Raw genomic sequence first — 24207 nt, forward strand, 5'->3', positions numbered from 1 at the left:
CCGCCCAGCGGGCAACCGGCCCCGAGTCTAACTCAAGCTGTATACGGGTATAGATGCGAGTAGGGCCGCCGTACGCCCTTGTACAGCGGCCCCAGTCATAGGCTTCCTCAAGCGCTCTGTGCGTGCTCCGGGAAGCGGATGATCTTGGCGAACTCCTCGGCGTCGAGGCTGGCTCCGCCCACGAGGGCGCCGTCGACGTCCGGCTTCGCCATGATCTGGGCGATGTTGGCCGATTTGACCGAGCCGCCGTAGAGGACGCGGACCCGGTCGGCCACCGCGCCGAACTTGTCGGCCAGCGCGCCGCGGAGAGCACCGATGACCTCCTGGGCGTCCTCGGGAGTGGCCGTGCGGCCGGTTCCGATCGCCCAGACGGGCTCGTAGGCCACCACGACCTTGGCCAGCTCCTCCTCGGTCAGCCCGTCCACCGCGGCCAGCAGCTGGCCGACGGTGTGCGTGACGTGGTCGCCGGCCTCGCGGACCTCGAGCGCCTCGCCGACGCACAGGATCGGGCTGATGCCGTTGTTGAGGGCCTGGCGGACCTTGGCGCCGACAAGTTCGTCGGACTCCTCGTGGTACTGGCGGCGCTCGGAGTGCCCCACCACCACGTAGGAGCAGCCGAGCTTGGCCAGCATGGAGCCGGCGATCTCACCGGTGTAGGCGCCGGACGGGTGCGCCGACACGTCCTGTGCGCCGTAGCCGATCTGGAGCCTGTCGCCGTCGACCAGCGTCTGGACGCTGCGGATGTCGACGAACGGCGGCACGACGACGGCCTCGACGGCCTCGAGCTGCTCGGGCGTGAGGCTGAAGGCGAGCTTCTGCACCAGCGCGATCGACTCGAGGTGGTTGAGGTTCATCTTCCAGTTGCCGGCGATCAGCGGCTTGCGAGTCTCACTCATAAGTTCTCCAAAGCGTCAAGGCCGGGCAGGGTCTTGCCTTCGAGGTACTCGAGGCTCGCGCCGCCGCCGGTCGAGATGTGGCCGAACCCGTCCTCGGGAAGGCCGAGGATGCGCACCGCCGCGGCGGAGTCGCCGCCGCCGACGACGGAGAACGCCTCCGAGTCGACCAGCGCCTGCGCTACGGCCTTCGTGCCGTGAGCATAGTCGGGGAACTCGAAGACGCCCATCGGGCCGTTCCAGAAAACGGTCTTGGCCGCGGCGATCCGCTCGGCGAACAGGCCCGCCGACTCGGGGCCGATGTCCAACCCCATGCGGTCGGCCGGGATCTCGGTCGACGGGACCACCTGCGGCTCGGCGTCCGCGGCGAACTCGGCCGCCGTGGCGGTGTCGACCGGCAGCAGCAGCTCGACGCCGAGCTTCTCGGCCCGTTCGAGGTAGGACTTGCAGGTCTCGACCTGGTCCTTCTCGAGCAGCGAGTTGCCGACCTCGTGTCCCTGGGCGACCAGGAAGGTGTAGGCCATGCCGCCGCCGACGATGAGCGTGTCGACCTTGTCGAGCAGGTTGTCGATGACGGCCAGCTTGTCGGAGACCTTCGCACCGCCGAGGACGACCACGTACTTGCGCTCAGGAGAGCCGGTGAGCTTGGAGAGGACCTCGACCTCTTTGGCGATGAGCCAGCCCGCGTAGTGCGGCAGCAGCTTCGCCACGTCGTAGACCGAGGCGTGCTTGCGGTGGACCGCGCCGAAGGCGTCGTCCACGTACAGGTCGCCGAAGGCGGCGAGCTGGCCGGCGAACTCGGCCCGCTCGGTGTCGTCCTTGCTGGTCTCACCCTTGTTGAAGCGGAGGTTCTCCAGCATGAGCACTCCGCCGTCGACCTGGGCGACGGCCTTCTGCTCCGCGTCGGTGCCGACGGTGTCGGTCGCGAAGGCGACCTCGCGGCCCAGGATCTCCCCCAGGCGCGCCGCGACCGGGGCCAGAGAGAACGCCGCGTCGGGCTCGCCCTTAGGGCGGCCCAGGTGGGAGCAGACCACGACGCGGGCGCCCGCCTCGGCCAGCGCCTTCAGCGTGGGCGCGACGGCGCGGATGCGGCCGTCGTCGGTGATGGTCTTGCCGTCCAGAGGAACGTTGAGGTCGGCGCGTACCAGGACGCGCCGACCGGAGACGCCCTCCTTCAGGAGTTCGTCGAGTGTCTTCATCGGGCTAGGCGCCGACCAGCTTGACGAGGTCGACGACGCGGTTGGAGAAGCCCCACTCGTTGTCGTACCAGCCGAAGACCTTGACCTGGTTGCCGATGACCTTGGTCAGCAGGCCGTCGATGATGCACGAGTGCGGGTCGGTCTCGATGTCCTTGGAGACGATCGGGTCCTCGGTGTACGCCATGATGCCCTTGAGCGGGCCCTCGGCGGCGGCCTTGAGCGCGGCATTGACCTCTTCGGCGGTGACCTCGCGGGAGGCCTCGAAGGTGAGGTCGGTGATCGAGCCGGTCGCGATCGGGACGCGCAGCGAGTAGCCGTCGAGCTTGCCGTTGAGCTCGGGCAGCACCACACCGACGGCCTTGGCGGCGCCGGTGGTGGTGGGCACCACGTTCAGGCCGGCGGCGCGGGCGCGGCGCGGGTCCTTGTGCGGACCGTCCTGCAGGTTCTGGTCCTGGGTGTAGGCGTGGATGGTGGTCATCAGGCCCTTTTCGATGCCGACGGCTTCGTTGAGGACCTTGGCCATCGGCGCCAGGCAGTTGGTGGTGCAGGACGCGTTCGAGACGATGTTGTGCTTCTCGGCGTCGTACTTGTCGTGGTTGACGCCCATCACCACGGTGAGGTCCTCGTTCTTCGCCGGAGCGGAGATGATGACCTTCTTGGCGCCGCCCTTGATGTGCGCGGCGGCCTTGGTGCCGTCGGTGAAGAAGCCGGTCGACTCGATGACGACGTCGGCTCCGACCTCGGCCCACGGGATGTTGGCCGGGTCGCGCTCGGCGAAGGCCTTGATGGTCTTGCCGTTGACGGTGATCTCACCGGCGCCGACCTTGACCTCGTAAGGAAGGCGGCCCAGGATCGAGTCGTACTTCAGCAGGTTTGCGATGGTCTCGGCGTCGCCCAGATCGTTGAAGGCGACGACTTCAACATCGGCTTTGGAGGCGAGAACCGCCCGGAAGAAGTTGCGGCCAATTCGGCCGAAGCCGTTGACGCCAACACGGATGGTCACGTGCCCATCTCCTCGCTAAGAACAGAAGGTGTATATATCTGACTGAACGACCTGTTCTTCCGAAGAGCGACGGTGGAACAGATCGCGCTGTTCGGCCTCGTCGCCGAGCACTCTTTGACCCTACCGCCCCGGCTGAGAGCGGGGTTTCATGGCGGGACCCCCAGATCATGTCACACTCGCCACAGCGGTATGACATCGCGGTTAAGAAAGCGCTATCAACAAGCGGCGCGACGGCATTACGCCGCGAGCGTCTCCTCTTCGGCCACAGTCTCATCCGGGCCCGGGACGCCCTCGTCGGCGGCGCGTTTGGTGGCCATGTTGATCAGGCGGCGAATGCGCCCGGCGATGGCGTCCTTCGTCAGCGGCGGATCGGCCAGCGCCCCCAGCTCCTCCAGGGATGCCTGGCGGTGCTCGAGCCGGAGCTTGCCGGCGCTCGCGAGGTGCTCGGGCACGTCGTCTCCGAGGATCTCCAGGGCGCGGGTGACCTTCGCCGCCGCGGCCACGGCCGCGCGGGCGCTGCGGCGCAGATTGGCGTCGTCGAAGTTCGCCAGGCGGTTGGCCGTCGCCCTCACCTCGCGGCGAACCCGGCGCTCCTCCCAGGTCAGCACCGAGGAGTGCGCCCCGAGGCGGGTGAGCAGTTCACCGATGGCGTCGCCGTCGCGGATGACCACGCGGTCGACACCGCGCACGTCGCGGGACTTGGCGCCGATGCCGAGGCGGCGGGCGGCCCCGACCAGCGCGAGCGCGGTCTCTGGGCCGGGACACGTCACTTCGAGCGACGAGGACCGGCCCGGCTCGGTGAGCGAGCCGCGGGCCAGGAACGCGCCCCTCCAGGCGGATTCGGCACAGCACGGGTAGGCGCCGACGACGTGGGCGGGCAGGCCGCGGACGGGATAGCCGCGCTGGTCGGTCAGGCCGATCTGGCGGGCCAGGGCCTGGCCGTCGGCCATCACGCGGAGCAGGTAGTGGTTGCTTCGCCGCAGCCCGGCGGCGACCAGGACATGGACTTCGGAGTCGTAGTTGTACAGCTCCGAGAGCATCTTCTTGGCGCGGCGGGCGACGTTCCCGGCGTCCACCTCGGCCTCGACGACGACGTTCGAACCGCCGACCAGGTGGAGACCGCCGGCGAACCTGAAGAGCGCACCGAGTTCGGCGCGCTGGCAGCAGGACTTGGTGACCTCTATCCGGCTGAGTTCGTCCTTGACCTCCGAGGTCATCGCCATCTGTTAACCACCATCTTCGACGAGCAGGTTTCCCAATACGGCGGCGAGCGCGGCCACGTCGTGGGTGACGACGTCCGCGGCGAGGTCTGAAACGACCAGTTCCGCCTGCAACGATTGTGCCGCACTGTTCAACGAGCGAGGGTCGTCGAGGGTTCGGGTCTCCCCCGAGACGACGTAGTGAAACCGGACACCTTCGGCATAACGCCCCAGAGCGTCGAGGTGTCCGGCGAGGGTGAGGCCGTCGGTCTCCTTCTCCTCTGAGAGATTCAGCACCACCACGCGGCGCGCCGAGGAGGCCGCGATCGCCTCGCAGAGTTCGGGCAGCAGCAGGTGCGGGATGACGCTGGTGTACCAGGAGCCGGGCCCGAACACGTGCCAGTCGGCCTCGGCAACCGCCTCGAGGGTCTCGGGGCAGGCGGGCGCGTCGGAGGGCAGGAGCCGCACGGCGGTGACCTGGCCGTCGGCCACGGCCACGTCGTGCTGGCCGAGGATGGTGCGCGATCCGGAGCCCTCGACGAGATCGGCCTGGATGTGCAGGGGCTCGGGGGACATCGGAAGGATGCGGGCACGCGAACCCAGCAGCTCGGCGGCCTGTTCCAGCGCGGTGACGGGGTTCTCGTAGCGTTCCAGCAGCGAGGCGAGGACGATGTTCCCGACCGGGTGCCCGGACAGGAAGTCCTCGCCGCTGAAGCGGTGCGCGAACAGCTCTGCCGCCGCCGCCCGCTCGGGATCGGCGGTGGCGACCAGCGCCTTGCGGAGGTCGCCCGGCGGCAGGATCGGCCGGGTGGCCCGAATGACTCCGGAGGAGCCGCCGTCATCGGCGACGGTCACCACGGCGGTCAAGTCGATGTCAAGCCGGGCGAGCGCGCGAAGGGAGGCCGATAGGCCTCTTCCGCCGCCGAATGCGACGACTTTGGCCATCAGCGATCACTCCGGTTTGGGGAGCGGTATCGCTTGCGATGCCGGCGGGCGGGGCGACGGGTGTGGGTCATTCATTCCCTCGGTCGCGGTGATGCGTGTTCGCCGGGAAGCCGGCCGCGCCCAGGCGCTTCGCCAGGGCTTCGGCGATCGCCACGCTGCGGTGCTTGCCGCCGGTGCATCCGATGGCGATCGTCATGTAGCGCTTGCCTTCCCGCTCGAAGCCTTGGGTGGTGCCGAGCAGCAGTTCAGCATAGGCGTCGACGAACGCCTCCGCACCGTCCTGGCCGAGGACGTAATCGGAGACTTCGGGGTCGGTGCCGGTGTGCTCGCGCAAACTCGGAACCCAGTACGGGTTGGGAAGAAATCGTACGTCAGCCACGAAGTCCACATCCCGCGGGATGCCGTATTTGAACCCGAATGACATGCAGGTGAACTGGAGTCCGGGAGTGGACGGAGCGAGGAACGCCTCCTCTACGCGCGCCCGCAGCTGGTTCTCGTTGAGGTGCGTGGTGTCGAACAGCGTGTCGGCCGAGCCGCGCGCCGGTTCCAGCAGGCGGCGCTCGGCGGCGATGCCGTCGGTGATGAGGCCGTCCCCCTGGAGCGGGTGGGCGCGGCGGACCTTCTCGAAGCGCCGGATGATCACGTCGTCGTCGGCGTCGACGAACACCAGGTGGGGCTTGAATCCGGCCTTGCGCAGCTCCTCGATGACGCCGACCAGGTCGGTCATGAACGGCTTGGCGCGCACGTCCAGGACCATCGCGGTGCGGCTGGTCTCCGGGCCGCCCGCGGCCGCCAGCTCGGCCGCCTGCGCGACCAGGGACTCCGGAAGGTTGTCGACGACGTAGTAGCCGACGTTCTCCAAGGCGCGGGCCACCGTCGAGCGGCCGCCGCCCGAGATGCCCGTAACTATCACCAGGTCCAATTCGCTCCTCTCGCGTTCGACAGACGCGGACTGCTCAACTGCCACACTCATAGCTTCAAGTATTCCCGAGGTTGATCTTGTTCACGCCATGACACGGCGCCTGGTGGACGTATGCATAAGTACCACTGAAGTCTCAATCGGCGTTGTCCTCGGGATTACGCAGATGTGTCTGGACGGCCTCGGCGAGCTTCGGGCCGATGCCGGGGACCGCTTCGAGGTCCTCGACCTCGGCCTCGCGGATGCGCTTGACCGAGCCGAACTTGCGCAGCAGGGCCTTGCGCTTGGAGTCGCCGAGGCCGGGCACGCCGTCGAGCGCGGACAGCTTCATGCGCTTGCGGCGGCGGTTGCGGTGGAGGGAGATCGCGAAGCGGTGGGCCTCGTCGCGGACGCGCTGCATGAGGTACAGGGCCTCGGAGGTGCGCGAGAGGATCACCGGGTAGTCCTCGCCGGGGAGCCAGATCTCCTCGAGCCGCTTGGCGAGCCCGGCGAGGTTGACCGTGTCGACGCCGAGCTCGGCCATGACGGCCTCGGCGGCGGCGACCTGCGGCTGGCCTCCGTCGACGACCAGCAGCTGGGGCGGGTAGTGGAAGCCCTTCCGCGGCTCCTCGTCACCCTCGTCCTCCTCCTGCGGGGATCCGGCCGGCTGCTCGTCGAGCTTCGAGAGGCGGCGGCGGAGGGTCTCCTGGAGGGAGGACAGGTCGTCCTTCCGCTCCCCTTTGATGACGAAGCGGCGGTATTCGCTCTTGCGGGGCAGGCCGTCCTCGAAGACCACCATCGAGGCGACGACGTCGTCCCCCTGGGACTGGGAGACGTCGTAGCACTCGATGCGCAGCGGGGCCTCGGGCAGTTCGAGGGCCTCGGCCAGCTCTTCGAGGGCCTTGGAGCGGGCGGTGATGTCGCCGGCGCGCTTGAGCTTGTGGCGCTGGAGGGCTTCCCGGGCGTTCTTCTCGACCGTCTCGGCCAGGGCCCGCTTGTCTCCGCGCTGGGGCACTCGCAGGTCGACCTTGGAGCCGCGCCGCTCGGACAGGAGCTCGGTGAGGGCTGCGGAGTCGGAGGGCCGGGCCGGGACCAGGACCTCGCGGGGCACGGTTTCACCCTGTTCGCCGTAGAACTGGGTGCAGAACCGCTCGACGATCCCGGCCAGGTCGACCGGTTCGGGCTTGTCGATGATCCAGCCGCGCTGGCCGCGGATGCGGCCGCGACGGACGTGGAAGACCTGGACGGCCGCTTGGAGTTCGTCGTCGGCGACGGCCATGAGGTCGCAGTCGACGTCGTCGGCGAGGACGACGACCTGCTGCTCGATGACCTTATCGAGGGCGGCGATGTCGTCGCGCAGGCGGGCGGCCCTCTCGAAGTCGAGGTTCTCGGAGGCGTCCTGCATCTCGGCGAGCAGCCGTTTGCGGACCGGGGCGGTGTCGCCGGACATGAAGGCGCAGAAGCCGTCGACCAGTTCGCGGTACTCCTCGGCGGAGATGCGCCCGACGCACGGGGCCGAGCACTTGCCGATGTCGGCCAGGAGGTTGGGGCGGCCGATCCGGTTGCAGCGCTTGAATTCGGTGTCGGTGCAGGTGCGGATCGGGAAGACGCGGGTGAGCAGGTCGAGGGTCTGGCGGATGGCCCAGGCCGAGCCGAAGGGACCGAAGTAGCGCACGCCCTTGCGGCGGGAGCCGCGCATGACCTGGGCGCGGGGGAACTCCTCGCCGACGGTGACGGCGAGCCAGGGGTAGGACTTGTCGTCCTTGAACATGACGTTGAATCGCGGGTCGTACTCCTTGATCCAGGTCCACTCCAGTTGGAGGGCCTCGACCTCGGTGCCGACCACGGTCCACTCGACCGACCGGGCGGTGTTGACCATGCGGCGGGTGCGCTCGTGGAGGCGGGTCTCGTCGGCGAAGTAGGAGTTGAGCCGATTGCGGAGGTTCTTGGCCTTCCCGACGTAGATGACCCGGCGGTCCCGGTCGCGGAATCGGTAGACGCCCGGCTCTGTGGGGATCGTGCCGGGCGCGGGACGGTAATCAACTGCCACAGGACAAGGCTATATCCCGCGCCCGACAGCGCAGCCGCTAAGCCCTGACCACCATGTTCATCAGCTCGGCTTGCAGCTCGTCGACCTCCAGGCGGTCCAGGCCCCGGGCGGTGAACCAGTTCCCGAGGTTCTCCACGTCCCGGCTGAGGAAGTCGAGCCCCATCGGGTTGGCGTAGATGTCGACGACCTGGGGCAGGTCGAGGACGATCAGGCGGCCCTCGTGGACGACCGTGTTGTACGACGAGAGGTCGCCGTGGGCGAAGCCCTGCTCGGTCATCAGGCGCAGGGCTTCGGCGGCCTGGTCCCACAGGCTCTCGAGCTCGGCCTCGTCGGGGCGGATCTCCGAGAGCCTGGGGGCGGCGGTGCGGTCGTCGCCGATGAACTCCATGATGACCTCCCGGCCGAGGATCTGGACCGGGTACGGGACCGGAACCCCGGCGACATGGAGGCGCTTGAGCGCGTCGAACTCGGCGGAGGCCCAGCGCATGGCGGCCTGGTCGAGGCCGAAGGTGGTGCGCTTGGCCAGCGCGCGGGCGTCGCGCGAGCGCTTGGTGCCGCGCCCGGCCACGTAGTCGCCGGCCCGGTTGAACTGGGTGTGCTCGGCGCTGCGGTAGCGCTTGGAGGCCAGGATCACGGCCCGGTCGGTGCCCGGGACGGCGCGTTCGATGAGAAAGACGTCGGCCTCTTTGCCGGTCTTGAGGACGCCGAGTTCGTGGTCGACGGCGCCCAGGTCGGTGATGACCCACTCCGGCCACGGTTCGGGGCCGCGTTGGAGCGGTTCGGATTCGTCCCAGATCGACCAGCGGTCGCCCTCGGGCGGTCCGTCGTCGATCGGGCCCTCGTCGATCTCCGAGCGCATGGCCTCGTACCTGGCCCGATCCTCGGGGCTGAAGACCTCGGCCGGGCTGCGCTTCTTGCGGCGACGAGTGGATTCGAAGGTGGAAGTATTGTCGGGCTTGCGTGCCACTGGTTGAGCTCCTGGAAGGAAGTCCGCGGCACGCGTCCAGATCAGAGCGAGCCGACGGGAGGTGAACTGGTGATCGAGGCGGGACGGAACACAGTCACAGCCATCAGTACACACCTCCAAACACGCTCGGGCCCAAGCATTTCGACGCTCTTGGGCGATCGGACCGACAGTAGCGCACCGAATCGGCCTTGGCAACTCATTAATGACCTGCGGATTCGTAGGAACGCAGGCCCGCCTTCAAGACCAGGCCCATGATCGCCAGCGAGGTCAGCGCCGCCGCGACCGGAGCCAGGATCCAGGTGGCGCTCAAGCGGTCGGTGACGATCTGGGCGGGGATGAAGTTGATGAAGGCGAACGGCAGGCCGAAGGTCAGCAGGGCTTTGGCGACGGCCGGGTAGATGTCCATCGGGTAGTGGCCCACCGTGCCCTCGAGTTCGACGGCGGTGAACGCGAACGGCGTCGCCCGGCCCTTGATCCAGAAGCAGATGCAATTGAGCGAGGTCATCAGCGAGAGTTGGATCGCGGTGGCGCAGGCCATGAGCAGGGCGGCGCTCCCGATCGCGGCCGGGTCGGGACCGATCCCGGCGCCGTGCCAGCCGTAGACGAGCATGGCGCCTGCCACCAGCAGGTCCCCGAACGCCTGCAATCCGATGTGGCTGGTGCCGACCTGGAGCACGACCGGAGCGGGCCTGGTGATCCGGTAGTCCAGGTCGCCCTCGACCACCATCTGGCCCATGCTCCAGATGCCGTCCCAGCCGAGGGCCACCAGGGCTCCCGAGATCCGCATGTAGGCCACCAGGATGAGCATTTCATGGAAGTCCCATCCGGCGATCGAGTCGATCGAGCCGAACAGGACGGCCAGGAATCCGAAGGTGGTGACCTGGCTGAACAGCCCCGAGGCCGACATGACCCAGAAGTCCGCTGGATACTCTACTATGGACATGAGTTGGGCCTTCACCGAGCGGAGGTAGACGCTGAAGGCGTGCCGTCCGTAATCCCCCATGGATCGTCACCTTCCTGATCGCGCGGCTCCAGACCAGTCGGCCCAGCCACCACAGGCCGATCACCCATGCCGCCTGGAGCGACAGCAGGCCCAGGGATCCGGCCGTGTCGACTCGGCCCAGGTAGATGCTGGAAGGCGTGGTGGTGAAGTGGACGAACGGCAGCGACCAGGCGACGACCTCGAGCCAGTCGGGGAAGAGCGCGACCGGCACCAGCATCCCGGAGAGGAACAGGATGATCGAGTCGCGTGCCCACAGCACGCCCATGTACCGCCTGGTCCAGAAGCAGGTCAGGACTCCCAGGTAGATGACGCCGAACGACAGCGGGAACGTCAGCGCCAGGCTCAGGCCGGTCAGGGCACCGGCGAGCGGTGAGACCGGAGCCGGAAGGCCGGACAGGGCCGCGGCGGCGCCGATCGCCACGGCCGCGCCGGGAATGGTGGCGAACAGGCCCCCGATGAACTCCACGGCTCTGGCCCGCTGGAAATCGATCGGCTTGGTCAGGTCGATGGCGACCAGTCCGTCGAGGATGCGGGTCGCTATCAGCCAGTCCCCCGCGCCGACGGTGAGGGTCATGGCGAAGTAGCCGATGACGAGGTACGCCCTCATTCCGTGCCAGTCGTATCCGGCCAGGTCGCCATCGGCCAGGACGTGTTCCCAGAGCGCCAGCGAGGCCAGCAGCCCGGCGCCGCCGACGATGACGGTGAACAGCCAGTTGCCCTTGTAGGCGACACGGCGCAGGAAGGTCGCTCGAGCGAGCGCGAGGTCGACGCTGGTCAAGTCAGTGCCCCGCCGAGTCGTAGGAGCGCAGTCCCGCGCGGAAGATCCAGACGGCGAGCGCGGCCAGCAGTGCGGCCGTCAGCGGCGGGCCGAGCAGCCACCACTCCGAGGCTCTGCCGTTGAGGATCTCGACCGGCACGAAGCTCGCGAAGGCCAGCGGGATCGCGAAGGTCAGGAGCACGCGCACCGCCATGGGGAACACCGGGAGGGGGAAGCGCATCGCCTCGTTCTGCATCTCGACCAGGAAGAAGCCGAACACTGGAACGCGGCCTTTGACCCAGAAGTTCGCCGAGTTGGCGATCGTGTACATGGCGACCTGTATCACTGCGGCGCAGGCGAACAGCAGAAGCGCCACCGGTATCTGGCCGAGTCCCACCCCGGCGCCGATCCAACCGTAGACGAACATGGCCGCGCCGAGCGGGACCTCACCGACGCCTTGCAGGCCGATGTGGAGGGTGGCGATCTGGGGCATCACCGGGGCGGGCCGGGTGATGCGGTAGTCCATGCCTCCGTCGGCGACCTGGTCGGCGATGCTCCAGATGCCGTCCCAGTACAGGGCGGGGCTGCCCGCGGCGACCGCGAGGAATCCGACGAGCATGAGCATCTCGTGGTATCCCCAGCCGCCGACGGCGTTCACGTTCTGGAACAGGATCGTCACGAAGCCGAACGACATGATCTGCCAGAAGATCCCGGTCGTGGCCATGACCCAGAAGTCGGCCGGGTACTCGACGACGGAACGGAAGTGCGCCCAGAGCGACCGTCCGTAGACGGTCGCCGTGTGCCGCGCGTCAACCCCCATGGATGGTCACCTTCTTGATGGTCTGACGCCAGATCAGGCGGGCTCCGTACCACATCACGATGGTCCAGGCGGCCTGGACGGCGATGAGGCCGAGCGCCCCGGGCGTGTCGATCCGCCCGAGGTAGATGTTGGACGGTGTGGTGGTGAAGTGCACGAACGGGAGCGCCCAGCACAGTCCCTGGAGCCAGATCGGCATGAGCGCCACGGGCACCACCAGGCCGGAGAGGAACGACAGCAGGCCGTCCTTGAGCCACTGGATGCCCAGATAGCGCCTGGTGAAGAAGCACATGAGGACGGCCAGGTAGTTGACGCAGAAGGCCATCGGGAAGATGAACAGGACGCTGAGGATGGTCAGTCCGGCCGCCAGGGCCGAAGCGGGCGGGGCTGGTCGGAACAGCAGGAACGCGGCGACGGTGCCGAGCACGGCCGTCGGCACTACCGAGATCATGCTGCCGATGTACTCGGCGGCTCTGGCCCGCTGGAAGTCGACCGGTTTGGTCAGGTCGATCGAGATGAGGCCGTCGAGGATGCGGTCGGCCATCTGCCAGTCGGAACCGCCCCAGGCGAGGGTGCCGGTGAGGAAGCCGATGATCAGGTAGGCGCGCATGTCCGCCCAGTCGTAGCCGCCGAGGGATCCGCTTCCGATCAGGCTGCGCCACACCGCGAGCCCGACGAGGAGCCCGAGCGCTCCGAAGCCGATCGAGAACGCCCAGTTCCAGCGGTAGGCCAGCTTCCGTTTGAGGGCGATGATCGCGAAAGCACGGTCCACCGCGAAGCTGTGCGTGGTCACTTGGCGAGTTCTCCGGCGTAGAGGCGTCGGATGACGTCCTCGATGTCGGGTTCGGACAGCGACAGGTCGCGCGGTGCGAGCCGGGCGGTCAGGTGGCCCAGGACCTCTGCGGTGGTGGAACGGACGGTCTCATAGGTCGCGACGGCCTCGCTGGCCGCCTGGCCTGCCGCCCACTCGTATTCGGGGAACTTCTCGCGCAGCGCGTCGAGGTCGGCGGGCCCGTCCAGGATGAGGTGGACGGCCTTGGTGGTGATGTAGCGGGCCTTGAGCTCGGAGATCGGGCCGTCGTAGGCGATGCTGCCCTCGTCGAGGATGACGATGCGGTCGCAGACCTCCTCGATGTCGGCCAGGTCGTGGCTGGTCAGCAGCAGGGTGGTGCCGTCGTCGACGAGCTGGCGCAGGAACGCCCGCAGCCGGTCCTTGACCGAGATGTCCAGGCCGATGGTGGGCTCGTCGAGGTAGACCATCTTGGGGGCGTGGATGAGCGCGCACGCCAGGTCGGCGCGCATGCGCTGGCCGAGCGAGAGCGTGCGGGCCAGGGCGGGCATGAACTCGCCCAGGCCCAGCAGTTCGTCGAAGCGCTCGATGCGGAGCCGGTACTCGGCCTCGGGGACGCGGTACATGTGCTTGAGGAGCTTGAGGCTCTCCTCCACCGGCAGGTCCCACCACAACTGGGTGCGCTGGCCGAACAGGACGCCGATGTCGTGTGCGTTGGCGATTCTCTCGGTGTGCGGGTCGCGGCCCATCACGCGCACGGTCCCCTCGGAGGGCTTGAGGATCCCGGTCAGCAGTTTGACGGTGGTGGACTTCCCGGCGCCGTTGGGGCCGACGTACGCGACCGACTCGCCGGCGTCGATCTCGAGGTCGATCGAGTCCACGGCGGTGAAGTTCTTGTATTTGCGCTGCACCAGGTGTTTGAGCGCGCCATTGAACCCCGACTTCTTGTCGGGGCGGCGGAAGCGCTTGCTGAGGGATCGAGCCTCGAGAATCGGCATGCACCGACCGTAAGCGAGACCTCCGATCCTGAGCCACTGGTTTTCTCGCGGGTCAGGAAGCCGCGGGGCCGCCCGCCAGGCGGTCCCGGTCGGCCTGGGGCATCGAGCAGGCGGGAGTGCCGCCGGGCAGCCGGTGGCGGTTGCGGGAGACGACCCGGTACACCGGCCAGGCCAGCCAGGAGACCGGTCGCAGCGAGGCGAGCCAGCCGAGGGGCTTCCAGTACCACTGGGCGCGGCGCAGCAGGACCGCGATCGCGTCCGGTCCGGCCTTGACCAGGCCCGGCTCGACCCATTGGACGGCCGCTTCGGCTTCGGCGCGGGTAATGCCGAGCGCGGCGAGGTCGGCCCGCTGCCAGGGCGTGACCTCGGCTTCGGTGCGGACGTGCTCGGCCAGGAAGTCGGCGCACGCGGTGCAGAAGGCGCAGTCGCCGTCGTAGAGGAACACCGCTCGTCTCATCGCCGCCTCGCCGTCTCGTAGAGCGCCTCGCGCATCGCCTCGACCGGGGCCGGGTCGGTCCCGGTGAACTGGGTCCACTGCCGGACCGCCTGGGCCAACAGTAGCGCCAGTCCGTCGACCACGCGCGCGCCCTCGTTCTGGGCCTGGGCGGCCAGCGGGGTGGGCCAGGGGTCGTAGAGCACGTCGAACAGGACCGTTCCGGGCCTCCAGTCGAGCCGGAGGGCGTCGGTCACGCCTTTGGGAACGGTGGAGACGACCAGGTCGGCGCGCCCGGCGATGACGGCTTCGTCCCAGCCGGCCGAGCGCAGCTCGACGCCGAGCCGCTCGGCGGGCTCCTCGAGCTCGACGACGGCTTCGCGGCGGCGGGCGTAGACGGTGACGACCTCGGCTCCCAGCTGGGACGCGGCGCCCAGCGCGCCGCGGGCGGTGCCGCCGGCACCGAGGACGGCCACTTCCTTCGCCTGTTCGAGGCCGACCTCGGCGAGCGCGTCGACCATGCCGGGCGCGTCGGTGTTGTCGGCCAGGCGCCTGCCGTCGCGCAGGACCAGCGTGTTGGCCGCGCCGATGGCCTCGGCCAAAGGGGTGGTCTCGTCGGCTACGGCGAGCGCGATCTCCTTGAGCGGCATGGTCAGCGACAGGCCGGCCCAAGTCTCGTCGAGGCCGTCGACGAAGCGGGCGAGCCCGGATTCGTCGCATTCGTGCTTGGTGTAGATCCAGCCGTTCAGCCCGGCGGCCCGGTATCCGGCGTTGTGGATCGCCGGGGACAGCGAGTGCTCGACCGGTTTGCCCAAGACGGCTGCCTGCATTATTGGATCCCGTTTTGCTCGGCGACGTCGGTGTTGTCCTCATGCTCCGCCAGGGTGTCGGCGAACAGCGCCCGGCCGTCCTGGTAGGCGGTAACGAAGTACAGCCAGGAGCCTTCGGCCGGGCTCATCGCGCCTTCGAGCGCCGCCTGGCCGGGGTTGCCGATGGGTGTGGGGAAATAGCCCGGTTGGACGCTCGCGGCCCAGCGGTTGTCCGCGTCCCACATCTCGTCGCCGTTCATGTCGCCCGACGGGATGGGATCGAGTCCTTCGAATTCGCGGCCGTAGTTCCAGATCGCTTCGCTGCCGAGGCAGTTGCAGCTGAGTTCCGCGACCGCACCGTCGGAGTAGAGCCGGTTGTACATCACCTGGGCGATCTTGGCGTCGTCTTCGGGGGTGCCGGACTCGGCCTGAATGATCGAGGCGACCTGCAGCGCCATCCACGGTTCGAGTTCGAGCTCGTTCCGGACGGTGTCGACGAAGCTGATCTCGTCCATGACCTCGTTGAACTTCGTGACCATTTCGGTCAGTATCTGCGCGGCGGTCGCGTCTTCCTGAATCTCGTACGTGGCCGGGAACAGGAAGCCCTCGATCGAGACCTGCTGGTCGGTCTCGAAGTTCTCGAACCAGAACTCGGGGACGCCGAGGGCGACCGGGTCCTCGGCGGCGGCCTCGAAGTCCTCGACCGGGAGCCCGGTGAACTCGGCGAGTTCGTCGAAGATCTCGAAGGAGGTCTTGCCTTCGACCACGGTGAACGCGTTGACCAGCCTGTTCTCCGGTTCGGTCAGGAATTCGAGCGCCGATGCGGCCGACATCTCCTCCTGCATCACGTAGGTTCCCGGCTGGATCTGCTGGCCGATGTCCCCGTCGTCCTCGGAGGCGTCGGTGAACGCCTTCGCGGAGGCGATCACGCCCTCGTCGTAGAGGTGGTTGGCGATGTCGGCGACGAACCAGCCCTGCTCGATCTCGACGGTGACCTCGGTGCCGTTGCCGTCGCCCTCGTAGTCCTCGGCGATGAAGAAGTCCTTGATGACGTTGTTGTAAGCCCACCAGCCTCCGACGCCCAGGACGCCGAACAGGGCCACCACGAGCGTCATGGCGATCAGGGAGCTGCTCGATTCGCGCCGACGGTGCCGCCTCGGCGCGTCCGCGTGTTCCGATTGGGAGTCCAGGTCGCCGAGCATGTCGATTCAATTCCTTCGCCGCTGATCCAACCATTGCTGGAGGATCTCCACCGCGGCGGCTTGGTCGACGACGGAGCGCTTCCGCTTGCCGCGGACGCCTCCCTCATGAAGTCTGCGGGTGGCGACGGCCGTGGTGAGCCGCTCGTCGGTCAGGGTTACCGGCACGGGGGAGACATGGTCGGCCAGCAGCTCCACCCATTCCCGGGTGTGGCCGGCGGCCAATCCCTCCTCACCCGAAAGGGTAACGGGTAGGCCGACGACGATCTCCACTACCTCGTATTCGGATGCGATTTCCGCGAGTTCGCGTATATCGCGTGGAATCTCCTCGCCACCGGTCCTCATGTCGCGACGGACGGTCGCAACCGGGGTGGCCAGGAGGCCGTCGGGGTCGCAGGTCGCGACGCCGATGCGGGCCTTGCCGAGGTCGATGCCGAGACGGCGGCCCCGCCGCCATTGAACTGCGGCGGGGCCGTTGTGCACGTCGTTCACGCGAGCGCTATTCGGCGACGGCGCGGCGGACGTCGTCGAGCAGGCGGTCGGCCTGGTCGGCGGGGACGCCGCCGCCCTGGGCGATGTCGTCGTTGCCGCCGCCGCGGCCCGACAGCGCGGTCTTGACCAGGTCGGCCGCGCTCAGGTGCTGGGCCTTCGCCGCGGCGTTGACGCCGACGACGAGGCTGGCCTTGCCGCCGGAGGTGGCGGCCACGGCCGCCACGCCCGGCTCGTTGTCGCTCAGGTGGGAGCGGATCTGCATGGCGAGCTTGCGGACGTCGCCGCCTCCGGTGCCGTCGGGGGCCTTGACGGTCGCGACCTTCACCGCGCCGACCTGCCGCGCCTCGGCCGCGTAGTCGGCGGCCTTGGACAGCACGATCTGACTGCGCAGCTGACCCAGCTCCTTCTCGGCGTCCCGGAGCTGGGCGATGGTCTGCTCGACCCGGTCCTTGACCTGGTCGTTCGGGACCTTGTAGAGCCCGGCGAGCTGGTTGACCAGGGCGTGCTCCCGCGCCAGGAACTGGAAGGCGTCTATGCCGACCAGCGCCTCGACGCGGCGCACGCCGGAGCCGATGGAGGACTCGGAGAGGAACTTGACCACCCCGAGCTGGCCGGAGCGGTCGGCGTGGGTGCCGCCGCACAGCTCGCGGGCGTAGTCCCCGACCTCGACCACGCGGACCTCGTCGCCGTACTTCTCACCGAACAGCGCCATCGCGCCGAGCGCCTTGGCCTCGGCCATGGTCGTGGTGAACGCCTTGACCTGGAGGTCGTGCTCGAGGATCTCGTTGACCTGCTGCTCGGCGTCGCTCAGCACGGACTCGGGCACCTGGCCCGGCGTGTTGAAGTCGAAGCGGAGCCGACCGGGCGCGTTGAGCGAACCGGCCTGGGTCGCGCTCTCGCCGAGGTAGTTCCGCATCGCGGTGTGCACCAGGTGCGTCGCGGTGTGGGCCCGGGAGATCGCGCCGCGCCGCCTGCGGTCGATCCGGGCGTACGCGGTCTCGCCTTCGACGATGCCGCCGGTGACGACCTTGGCCTTGTGCACGATCAGGCCGTCGACCGGGGTCTGGACGTCGTAGACCTCCAGTTCTCCGCCGCCGACGCTGATGAGGCCGGTGTCGGCCTGCTGGCCGCCGCCCTCGGCGTAGAACGGGGTCGCCTTGAGGACGATCTCGACCTCGTCGCCGACCTCGGCGTCCCGGACCCGTCCGCCGGCGCCGACGATCGCGAGCACGTCGGTCTCGCGGCGGTCCTCGACGTAGCCGGTGAACGACGAGGTGCCGCCGGTGTCGCGGATCTCGTGGTAGACCGACAGGTCGACGTGCCCGGTCTTGCGGGCCTCCGCGTCGGCCTTCGCGCGGGCGCGCTGCTCGGACATCAGGCGGCGGAAGCCGCTCTCGTCGACCGCCAGGCCCTGCTCCTCGGCCATCTCGAGGGTCAGGTCGATCGGGAAGCCGTAGGTGTCGTGGAGTTCGAACGCCTTCGAGCCGGACAGGGACTGTCCGCCGCCGCGCTTGGTCTCGGTGACCGCCATGTCGAGGATCTCCGTGCCGCGCTTGAGCGTGGACAGGAACGACTCCTCCTCGTTGTAGGCGTAGGAGGAGATCCGCTCGAAGTCGTCGGCCAGCTCGGGGTAGGCCGGCGACATGCGGTCGCGCGCGACCGGCAGCAGCTCCGGCAGCGCCGGCTTGTCGTAGCCGAGCAGGCGGATGGCGCGGATCGCGCGGCGCATGATGCGGCGCAGCACGTAGCCGCGGCCCTCGTTGGAGGGCACCACGCCGTCGCCGATGAGCATCAGCGAGGAGCGCACGTGGTCGGCGATGATCCGGAACCGGACGTCGTCGGGGTGCGACTCGGAGGCGGTGTGCGAGGTGGAGACGCCGTAGCGCTTCCCGGTCAGCTCGGAGGCCTTGTCGATGAGCGGACGGACCTGGTCGGTCTCGTACATGTTGTCGACGCCCTGGAGGATCGCCGCCATGCGCTCCATGCCCATGCCGGTGTCGATGTTCTTCTTGGGCAGGTCGCCGAGGATCTCGTAGTCCACCTTGGCAGGGCCCTTGCCGCGCTCCTGCTGCATGAACACGAGGTTCCAGAACTCGATGAAGCGGTCCTCGTCGACCTCGGGGCCGCCCTCGGGCCCGTATTCGGGGCCGCGGTCGTAGTACAGCTCCGAGCACGGCCCGCAAGGGCCGGGGATGCCCATCGACCACATGTTGTCGGCCTGGCCGCGGCGCACGATGCGCTCCTTGGGCAGGCCGATGACCTTGTGCCAGATGTCGATCGACTCGTCGTCGTCGAGGTAGACCGTGGCCCAGATGCGGTCGCCGTCGAGGCCGAAGCCCCCGGACTCGACCGATCCGGTCGACAGGTCCCAGGCGAAGCGGATCGCCTGCTCCTTGAAGTAGTCCCCGAAGGAGAAGTTGCCGTTCATCTGGAAGAACGTGCCGTGGCGGGAGGTCTTGCCGACCTCCTCGATGTCGGGGGTCCGCAGGCATTTCTGCACCGAGGTCGCCCGGTTCCACGGCGGGTTGGCCTGGCCCAGGAAATAGGGCACGAACTGGACCATGCCCGCGTTGATGAACAGCAGGTTGGGGTCGTCGATGGCCGGCAGGGGTGCGCTGGGGACCACCGTATGGCCGTTGGACTCGAAGAACTTCAGAAACCGACGTTGGATTTCAGCGGTCTCCATGGGGCACCTCCTTCAGTGCTCTAGCGCCGGCCTGGCTCGGCTTCGGCTCGGTCGTCTTCCTCTGTCAGCAGCGGCACGATGTCGTCGCCGCGCTCGATGGCATCGAACAGTTCGGTCTCTTTGGCCCGCTTCGCCTCGGAGACGTCGGACCAGAATGCCTTGATCGATTCCTTCATTTCAGCACCGGCGCCGCCCACGCGGTCGGCGACCCCGCCGGGAGTGATGGACTCCGCGGCCTTGGTGAGCTTGCGCACCACCACCACGCCGACGGCCACACCGATGCCTACCCAGATCATCCGCTTGAACACGGCTGCTCCTGATTCGATACTCGCCGATGTCGCTCATCGGCGCCAATGCTTATTTCTTGCGCCGTTTCGAGGTCTTGCGGGCCTTCTTGCGTTCCTTCTTGGTCTGCTTGGAAGCCTCGACCATCCGGCGCACCTGCTCTTCGTCCACTTCCTGGCCGCGCTTCTTGACCGCCCGGCGCAGACCGAACCCGAAGGCGGCGGCCTTGACCAGCGGTGTGCCGACAGCGGCGGCGATGAGGCTGGTGATGTTCGCGACCTGCGAGGAGATGTGGGCGGCGTTGCCGGTGATCGAACCGACCTTCTCCAACTCGCCGTCGACCTTGACCAGGGAACCGTTGACGTTGGTGACCGTCGTGTTGAGGTTCTGCAGCAGCGGCCCGATCTCGCGGTCGACCTTGTCCAGGGTCTGGCCTGCCTTCACGACGATCTTATTGCGCAGGCTGATCAAGACCACGCTCAAAACGATGCAGAGGATCAGGATGGCGACTCCGGTCAGGGCCGCGAACAGATCCCAGCCGTCGTTGAACTCCAACGCCAATGACTCCTCAGGCACAATTTCCCCCTCGACTGAAGAACCGACCGCCCGACTGCGGTCGATGGTGATTCCTGGCTCCCGCACATGAGCAACCCCTCGGCGACGCCTGCGGAGCCGTAGATTTGTGCGGTCCTGACCTTACCTTGCGGTACCGGACAGAAAGCGCAACGGGGCGTCCCGGAGTCGCATCGGACTCGGCTACCCGGATTCGGAGGCGCTACTCCTGTCCTCGATCAGGCGCGGCAGCGCCGCCTGGGCGGCGACCACTGCGGTGACCTCGGAGCCCACGCACAATTCGAGACGGTCGTCGCAGGTCACGGGTACCACCCACAGCTCCAGGAACAGCTCGTCGCGCACGTAGCAGCCGCCTTCGCCCTCCCCGCCAACGCATGTCGCCCCGTCGGCAGGAGCCCAGCCGCGCGCCAGGATCGCCTGCCGGAATTCCCCGAGCGTGTCGTCGACAGTGCCCTCGGAAGTCCAGGCGCGGACGCGGACCCGGCACTCCCCCAGACACCACCGCGACCCGTAGGTCTCGTCGCCGACGCTGGTGGCGGCCCACTCGGGTACGTCGAGTTCGTCGACCGCGCGGCGAGTCGGGTCGATGGTGACGGCGCGACCGAGCCACAGCACCGCACCGACCAGCAGGACCGCGACCCCGGCGATCACCAGGACCATCACCCGCAGACGCTCGATGCGGGACCCGCTGGCGGCCAGCGCTTCGGCGAGGCGGTCGGAGGTGCGGCGGCAGGATCTGGGCGGCGGGGCGCTCTCACCGCTCATCCTCGTCCTTCCGGACGATCTTGCGCAGTTTGGCGAGCCGCTCGGCAACTTCGCCTTCAGTGCCGTGGCGGGTGGGCCGGTAGTAGTCGCGACCGGCGATCACATCGGGCGCGTAGCGCTGGGGCACCACCCCGAGCGGGTCGCTGTGGGGGTAGACGTAGCCGGTGCCGTGGCCGAGCTCCGCCGAGCCGCGGTAGTGGGCGTCGCGCAGATCGGCCGGGACCGGACCGATCCTGCCATCGCGCACATCGCCGATGGCCTCGTCGATCGCGGTGATGACGGCGTTGGACTTGGGAGCGGTGGCCAGGTGGACGACGGCTTGGGCGAGGTTGATGCGGGCCTCGGGCATGCCGATGCGCTCGACGGCGGTCGCGGCGGCGGTGGCGGTCTGGAGCGCGGTCGGGTCGGCCATGCCGATGTCCTCGGAGGCGAAGATGACCAGGCGGCGGGCGATGAAGCGGGGGTCCTCCCCAGCGACGACCATGCGGGCCAGGTAGTGCATCGCCGCGTCGACGTCGGAGCCGCGCAGGCTCTTGATGAATGCGCTGGCCACGTCGTAGTGGCCGTCGCCGTCGCGGTCGTAGCGGACGGCGGCGGTGTCGATGGCGGCCTCGACGACATCGACGGTCAGGTCCGGGGAGTTTCCTTCGGTCGCCTGGTCGGCCAGGGTGGCGGCGGCGGCTTCGAGGGCGGTGAGGGCCTTGCGGGCGTCGCCTCCCGCGGTGCGGACGAGGTGGTCGCGCGCTTCGGCGGTGATCTTGACGGCCCCGTCGAGGCCGCGCGGGGACGCGATGGAGCGGTCGATGACGATGCCGACATCGCCGTCGCCGAGTTCGCGGAGCGTCAGGAGGACGCAGCGGCTGACCAGGGGTGCGACCACGGAGAAGTAGGGGTTCTCGGTGGTGGCGGCCAGGAGCGTGATGGTGCGGTCCTCTACCGCACCGAGCAGGGAGTCCTGCTGGGTCTTGGTGAAGCGGTGGACCTCGTCGATGAACAGGATGGTCTGGGGGCCGCCGGTGCGGCGGACGCGGCGGGCCTCGTCGATGGCGGCCCGCACGTCCTTGACGCCGGAGTTGAGGGCCGACATGGCGCGGAAACGGCGGTCGTCGGACTGTGCGACGAGGTGGGCGATGGTGGTCTTTCCCGAGCCCGGAGGGCCCCAGAGGATGACGGACATGGGCTGGCGGCCTTCGACGATCTGCCGCAGCGGCGAGCCGGGGGTGAGCAGGTGGTCCTGGCCTACCAGCTCGTCCAGGGTCTGCGGGCGCATGCGCACGGCAAGCGGCTCGTCCCCGGAGGACGTGCCGGCCCCCTGAACCTCGACCCGCCTGGGTTCGGAAGGCTCGGCGATTTCGAACAGCCCTGGAGCATCCATGTCAGAACCAGCGTAGGCCATCTGTATGCGCATGTTGCATCACCGGGGGTTGTCGAGTGCCTGAACGACTCTGGAGACGTCGGCGCGAGTTGTTCTCCCGGCGAACAACTGCAACTTTTTCGCCCTTTACACCCTGAATTCCTGGCATTCCGGGCAGTTTGCCGTGCTCGGGCATTGACATCGCAGTTTGCCTGGTTTTACGGTGTCTTAACCGTTGAGTTGCCCCCTTGGCGAAGCTTGCGAGCCATAAATTTGCTCAGCCTCATACGGCTCATATAAATGGAGGCCGGCCCATGCCTGCACTGTTCGTGGCGATCACCGTACTAGCGCTGTTCGCCTGCGGATTCATCTTCTACTCCAGATACCTCTCGCAGAAGGTCTACCGGCTCGACCCCACCTACTCCACCCCCGCTCACCGCTACAACGACGGCGTCGACTTCGTCCCCACCAACAAGCACGTCCTGTTCGGGCACCACTTCACGTCGGTGGCCGGAGCGGCCCCCATCGTCGGCCCGGCGATCGCCGTCTTCTGGGGCTGGCTTCCGGCCCTGCTGTGGATCGTCATCGGCACCATCGTCGCCGCCGGCGTCCACGACATGGGCGCGCTGGTGCTGTCGGTCCGCCACCGGGCCCGCGGCATCGGCACCCTCACCAAGGACGTCATCGGAGCCCGGGCCGGGACGCTGTTCCTGATCCTCATCTTCTTCCTGCTGACGTTGGTGAACGCCGTGTTCAGCGTCGTCATCGGCAACCTGCTGGTGGCCAATCCCGGCGCCGTGATCCCGATCTTCGGCGAGATCCCGATCGCGATGCTCATCGGCTACTACGTCTACAAGAAGCGCGGCGCGGCCCTGGTGCCGAGCCTGCTGGGCGTGGCGGCCCTGTACCTGCTCATCTGGGTCGGCCAGGCCGCGCCCATCGAGATCACCGGTCTGGCCGAGGCGCTCGGGGTAGAGCAGACCCGGAATGTGTGGATCGTGATCCTGTTCGTCTACACCTTCATCGCCTCGCGCATCCCGGTGTGGGTCCTGCTCCAGCCGCGCGACTACATCAACTCCCATCAGCTCTTCATCGCGCTGGCGGTCGTGCTGCTGGGCGTGGGAGTCGGCTGGAACACGATGGTCGCCCCGGCCATCAACGCCGTGCCCGAGGACAGCCCGAGCATCTTCCCGTTCCTGTTCATCACCATCGCCTGCGGCGCGATCTCAGGCTTCCACTGCCTGGTGTCGTCGGGCACCACCGCCAAGCAGCTCGACAAGGAGACCGACGCCCGATACGTCGGCTACGGCGGGGCCATCGGCGAGGGGACGCTCGCTCTGTGCTCGGTCCTGGCCGTCGGCGCGGGCGTGGCCGCCACGCAGGCCGAATGGGACGGCCTGTACCCGGACTTCTCGACCGCGTCCGGAGGGGCCGTCGGGAACTTCGTGGACGGCGTGGCCTCGTTCGCCAACAACCTCGGCATTCCGCTGGACTACGCGGTGATCTTCGCGGCCGTGGTGGTCATCTCCTTCGCGGCGACCACGATGGACACAGGGGTCCGCTTGCAACGCTATGTGGTCCAGGAGATCGCTCAGCTCGCCGGGTGGCGTCGACTGGCCGGCAACCTCACGGTCGCGGGCCTGATCGCGGTCGCCGCGCCGCTGGCGCTAGCGCTCATCCCGGGCGGCGGCGACGCCGGTTACGCCTTCGGGGTGCTGTGGCAGCTGTTCGGCACCACCAACCAGCTCCTGGCCGGCCTGGCGCTGGCGGTGATCGCGGTCTGGGTGCTCAAGCGCCGCGCCAACCCGCTGGCGATGCTGGTGCCGCTGGTGTTCCTGGTCGCGATGACCAGCTGGGCGCTGATCACCAACCTGCGGAACTTCATCGACGCCGGGGAATGGGTGCTCGCGCCGCTGGACGCGGTCATCTTCCTGCTCGCGATCTGGATGATCGTCGAGGCGGCCCGAGCTCTGGCAGAGGCATGGTCCACACGGAAGGGCCCGGCGCGCAACGCGCCGTCGGAAGACCTGGAAGAGGAGGGCGCCGCCAAGTAGCGCGCGACATGAAAGGGCCGCCGGGGATCGACCCGGCG

Annotated in this window: 23 protein-coding genes; 1 reads left to right on the forward strand and 22 read right to left on the reverse strand. The window is 68.3% G+C overall.

The features are described from left to right. Window positions 1–107 precede the first annotated feature (107 nt). The 22 genes from tpiA to JFB92_RS00280 form a co-directional block, all read right to left on the reverse strand. On the reverse strand, window positions 108–896 hold the full coding sequence (gene tpiA, locus JFB92_RS00175) for a triose-phosphate isomerase (protein WP_199033739.1): 789 nt from the start codon (window positions 894–896) through the stop codon (window positions 108–110). Continuing rightward, a complete protein-coding gene (locus tag JFB92_RS00180) occupies window positions 893–2092 on the reverse strand; it encodes a phosphoglycerate kinase (protein WP_199033740.1) in 1200 nt (399 codons plus the stop codon). The genes tpiA and JFB92_RS00180 overlap by 4 nt, the downstream gene beginning before the upstream one ends. 4 nt (window positions 2093–2096) lie before the next feature. Further along, window positions 2097–3095, reverse strand: coding sequence for a type I glyceraldehyde-3-phosphate dehydrogenase (gene gap, locus JFB92_RS00185; RefSeq protein ID WP_199033741.1), 999 nt, complete (start codon window positions 3093–3095; stop codon window positions 2097–2099). A 236-nt stretch (window positions 3096–3331) separates the two neighbouring features. After that, the gene (gene whiA / locus JFB92_RS00190; protein WP_199033742.1) at window positions 3332–4318 is read right to left on the reverse strand and encodes a DNA-binding protein WhiA; all 987 of its coding nucleotides are present in this window, start codon (window positions 4316–4318) and stop codon (window positions 3332–3334) included. A gap of 3 nt (window positions 4319–4321) precedes the next feature. After that, window positions 4322–5239, reverse strand: coding sequence for a gluconeogenesis factor YvcK family protein (locus tag JFB92_RS00195; protein WP_199033743.1), 918 nt, complete (start codon window positions 5237–5239; stop codon window positions 4322–4324). A 67-nt stretch (window positions 5240–5306) separates the two neighbouring features. After that, window positions 5307–6212, reverse strand: a complete 906-nt coding sequence (gene rapZ, locus JFB92_RS00200; protein WP_233162081.1) for an RNase adapter RapZ — start codon at window positions 6210–6212, stop codon at window positions 5307–5309. 82 nt (window positions 6213–6294) lie between these two features. Next, window positions 6295–8187 (reverse strand): excinuclease ABC subunit UvrC, encoded by a 1893-nt coding sequence (gene uvrC, locus JFB92_RS00205; protein WP_199033744.1) that lies wholly within the window; start codon window positions 8185–8187, stop codon window positions 6295–6297. Between the two features lie 37 nt (window positions 8188–8224). Then, window positions 8225–9154, reverse strand: coding sequence for a serine protein kinase RIO (locus tag JFB92_RS00210; RefSeq protein WP_307788969.1), 930 nt, complete (start codon window positions 9152–9154; stop codon window positions 8225–8227). 199 nt (window positions 9155–9353) lie between these two features. Further along, complete coding sequence (locus JFB92_RS00215) at window positions 9354–10061, reverse strand: ABC transporter permease (RefSeq protein WP_199033745.1); 708 nt, start codon at window positions 10059–10061, stop codon at window positions 9354–9356. After that, window positions 9964–10935, reverse strand: coding sequence for an ABC transporter permease (locus tag JFB92_RS00220; RefSeq protein WP_199033746.1), 972 nt, complete (start codon window positions 10933–10935; stop codon window positions 9964–9966). The genes JFB92_RS00215 and JFB92_RS00220 overlap by 98 nt, the downstream gene beginning before the upstream one ends. Before the next feature lies 1 nt (window position 10936). Next, window positions 10937–11734, reverse strand: a complete 798-nt coding sequence (locus JFB92_RS00225) for an ABC transporter permease (protein WP_199033747.1) — start codon at window positions 11732–11734, stop codon at window positions 10937–10939. Continuing rightward, the gene (locus JFB92_RS00230; protein WP_199033748.1) at window positions 11724–12524 is read right to left on the reverse strand and encodes an ABC transporter permease; all 801 of its coding nucleotides are present in this window, start codon (window positions 12522–12524) and stop codon (window positions 11724–11726) included. Before JFB92_RS00230 ends, JFB92_RS00225 begins: the two co-directional genes overlap by 11 nt. Continuing rightward, window positions 12521–13519 (reverse strand): ABC transporter ATP-binding protein, encoded by a 999-nt coding sequence (locus JFB92_RS00235; protein ID WP_199033749.1) that lies wholly within the window; start codon window positions 13517–13519, stop codon window positions 12521–12523. Before JFB92_RS00235 ends, JFB92_RS00230 begins: the two co-directional genes overlap by 4 nt. Before the next feature lie 52 nt (window positions 13520–13571). Continuing rightward, a complete protein-coding gene (locus JFB92_RS00240; RefSeq protein WP_199033750.1) occupies window positions 13572–13976 on the reverse strand; it encodes a thiol-disulfide oxidoreductase DCC family protein in 405 nt (134 codons plus the stop codon). Continuing rightward, window positions 13973–14782, reverse strand: a complete 810-nt coding sequence (locus tag JFB92_RS00245) for a shikimate dehydrogenase (protein WP_199033751.1) — start codon at window positions 14780–14782, stop codon at window positions 13973–13975. The genes JFB92_RS00240 and JFB92_RS00245 overlap by 4 nt, the downstream gene beginning before the upstream one ends. Continuing rightward, a complete protein-coding gene (gene mltG / locus JFB92_RS00250) occupies window positions 14782–15963 on the reverse strand; it encodes an endolytic transglycosylase MltG (protein ID WP_199033752.1) in 1182 nt (393 codons plus the stop codon). The genes JFB92_RS00245 and mltG overlap by 1 nt, the downstream gene beginning before the upstream one ends. A 6-nt stretch (window positions 15964–15969) precedes the next feature. Continuing rightward, the gene (gene ruvX / locus JFB92_RS00255; RefSeq protein ID WP_307788970.1) at window positions 15970–16452 is read right to left on the reverse strand and encodes a Holliday junction resolvase RuvX; all 483 of its coding nucleotides are present in this window, start codon (window positions 16450–16452) and stop codon (window positions 15970–15972) included. Window positions 16453–16459: 7 nt separating this feature from the next. Continuing rightward, the gene (gene alaS, locus JFB92_RS00260; protein ID WP_199033753.1) at window positions 16460–19138 is read right to left on the reverse strand and encodes an alanine--tRNA ligase; all 2679 of its coding nucleotides are present in this window, start codon (window positions 19136–19138) and stop codon (window positions 16460–16462) included. 20 nt (window positions 19139–19158) lie between these two features. After that, the gene (locus tag JFB92_RS00265) at window positions 19159–19446 is read right to left on the reverse strand and encodes a hypothetical protein (RefSeq protein ID WP_199033754.1); all 288 of its coding nucleotides are present in this window, start codon (window positions 19444–19446) and stop codon (window positions 19159–19161) included. 49 nt (window positions 19447–19495) lie between these two features. Next, on the reverse strand, window positions 19496–19999 hold the full coding sequence (locus tag JFB92_RS00270; protein WP_199033755.1) for a DUF948 domain-containing protein: 504 nt from the start codon (window positions 19997–19999) through the stop codon (window positions 19496–19498). A gap of 180 nt (window positions 20000–20179) precedes the next feature. After that, window positions 20180–20761: a hypothetical protein gene (locus tag JFB92_RS00275; RefSeq protein ID WP_199033756.1), complete on the reverse strand. Its 582-nt coding sequence runs from the start codon at window positions 20759–20761 to the stop codon at window positions 20180–20182. Continuing rightward, window positions 20751–22136: a replication-associated recombination protein A gene (locus JFB92_RS00280; protein ID WP_199033757.1), complete on the reverse strand. Its 1386-nt coding sequence runs from the start codon at window positions 22134–22136 to the stop codon at window positions 20751–20753. Before JFB92_RS00280 ends, JFB92_RS00275 begins: the two co-directional genes overlap by 11 nt. A gap of 293 nt (window positions 22137–22429) precedes the next feature. Between JFB92_RS00280 and JFB92_RS00285 the strand changes: the two genes are divergently transcribed. Next, entirely contained in the window at window positions 22430–24169 is a 1740-nt protein-coding gene (locus tag JFB92_RS00285) for a carbon starvation CstA family protein (RefSeq protein ID WP_199033758.1), read from the forward strand. The last annotated feature ends 38 nt before the right edge of the window (window positions 24170–24207 follow it).

Origin of the sequence: Glycomyces salinus, assembly GCF_016428645.1 — a bacterium.
Taxonomy (GTDB): domain Bacteria; phylum Actinomycetota; class Actinomycetes; order Mycobacteriales; family Micromonosporaceae; genus Glycomyces; species Glycomyces salinus.

Excerpts from the sequence above, each read along its gene's own strand:
- tpiA (WP_199033739.1), bottom strand. The coding sequence starts at position 896 with ATGAGTGAGACTCGCAAGCCGCTGATCGCCGGCAACTGGAAGATGAAC.
- JFB92_RS00180 (WP_199033740.1), bottom strand. The coding sequence starts at position 2,092 with ATGAAGACACTCGACGAACTCCTGAAGGAGGGCGTCTCCGGTCGGCGC.
- whiA (WP_199033742.1), bottom strand. The coding sequence starts at position 4,318 with ATGGCGATGACCTCGGAGGTCAAGGACGAACTCAGCCGGATAGAGGTC.
- JFB92_RS00195 (WP_199033743.1), bottom strand. The coding sequence starts at position 5,239 with ATGGCCAAAGTCGTCGCATTCGGCGGCGGAAGAGGCCTATCGGCCTCC.
- rapZ (WP_233162081.1), bottom strand. The coding sequence starts at position 6,212 with ATGAGTGTGGCAGTTGAGCAGTCCGCGTCTGTCGAACGCGAGAGGAGC.
- JFB92_RS00215 (WP_199033745.1), bottom strand. The coding sequence starts at position 10,061 with ATGTCGGCCTCGGGGCTGTTCAGCCAGGTCACCACCTTCGGATTCCTG.
- JFB92_RS00225 (WP_199033747.1), bottom strand. The coding sequence starts at position 11,734 with ATGGGGGTTGACGCGCGGCACACGGCGACCGTCTACGGACGGTCGCTC.
- JFB92_RS00235 (WP_199033749.1), bottom strand. The coding sequence starts at position 13,519 with ATGCCGATTCTCGAGGCTCGATCCCTCAGCAAGCGCTTCCGCCGCCCC.
- JFB92_RS00240 (WP_199033750.1), bottom strand. The coding sequence starts at position 13,976 with ATGAGACGAGCGGTGTTCCTCTACGACGGCGACTGCGCCTTCTGCACC.
- JFB92_RS00245 (WP_199033751.1), bottom strand. The coding sequence starts at position 14,782 with ATGCAGGCAGCCGTCTTGGGCAAACCGGTCGAGCACTCGCTGTCCCCG.
- mltG (WP_199033752.1), bottom strand. The coding sequence starts at position 15,963 with ATGCTCGGCGACCTGGACTCCCAATCGGAACACGCGGACGCGCCGAGG.
- alaS (WP_199033753.1), bottom strand. The coding sequence starts at position 19,138 with ATGGAGACCGCTGAAATCCAACGTCGGTTTCTGAAGTTCTTCGAGTCC.
- JFB92_RS00275 (WP_199033756.1), bottom strand. The coding sequence starts at position 20,761 with ATGAGCGGTGAGAGCGCCCCGCCGCCCAGATCCTGCCGCCGCACCTCC.
- JFB92_RS00280 (WP_199033757.1), bottom strand. The coding sequence starts at position 22,136 with ATGGATGCTCCAGGGCTGTTCGAAATCGCCGAGCCTTCCGAACCCAGG.
- JFB92_RS00285 (WP_199033758.1), top strand. The coding sequence starts at position 22,430 with ATGCCTGCACTGTTCGTGGCGATCACCGTACTAGCGCTGTTCGCCTGC.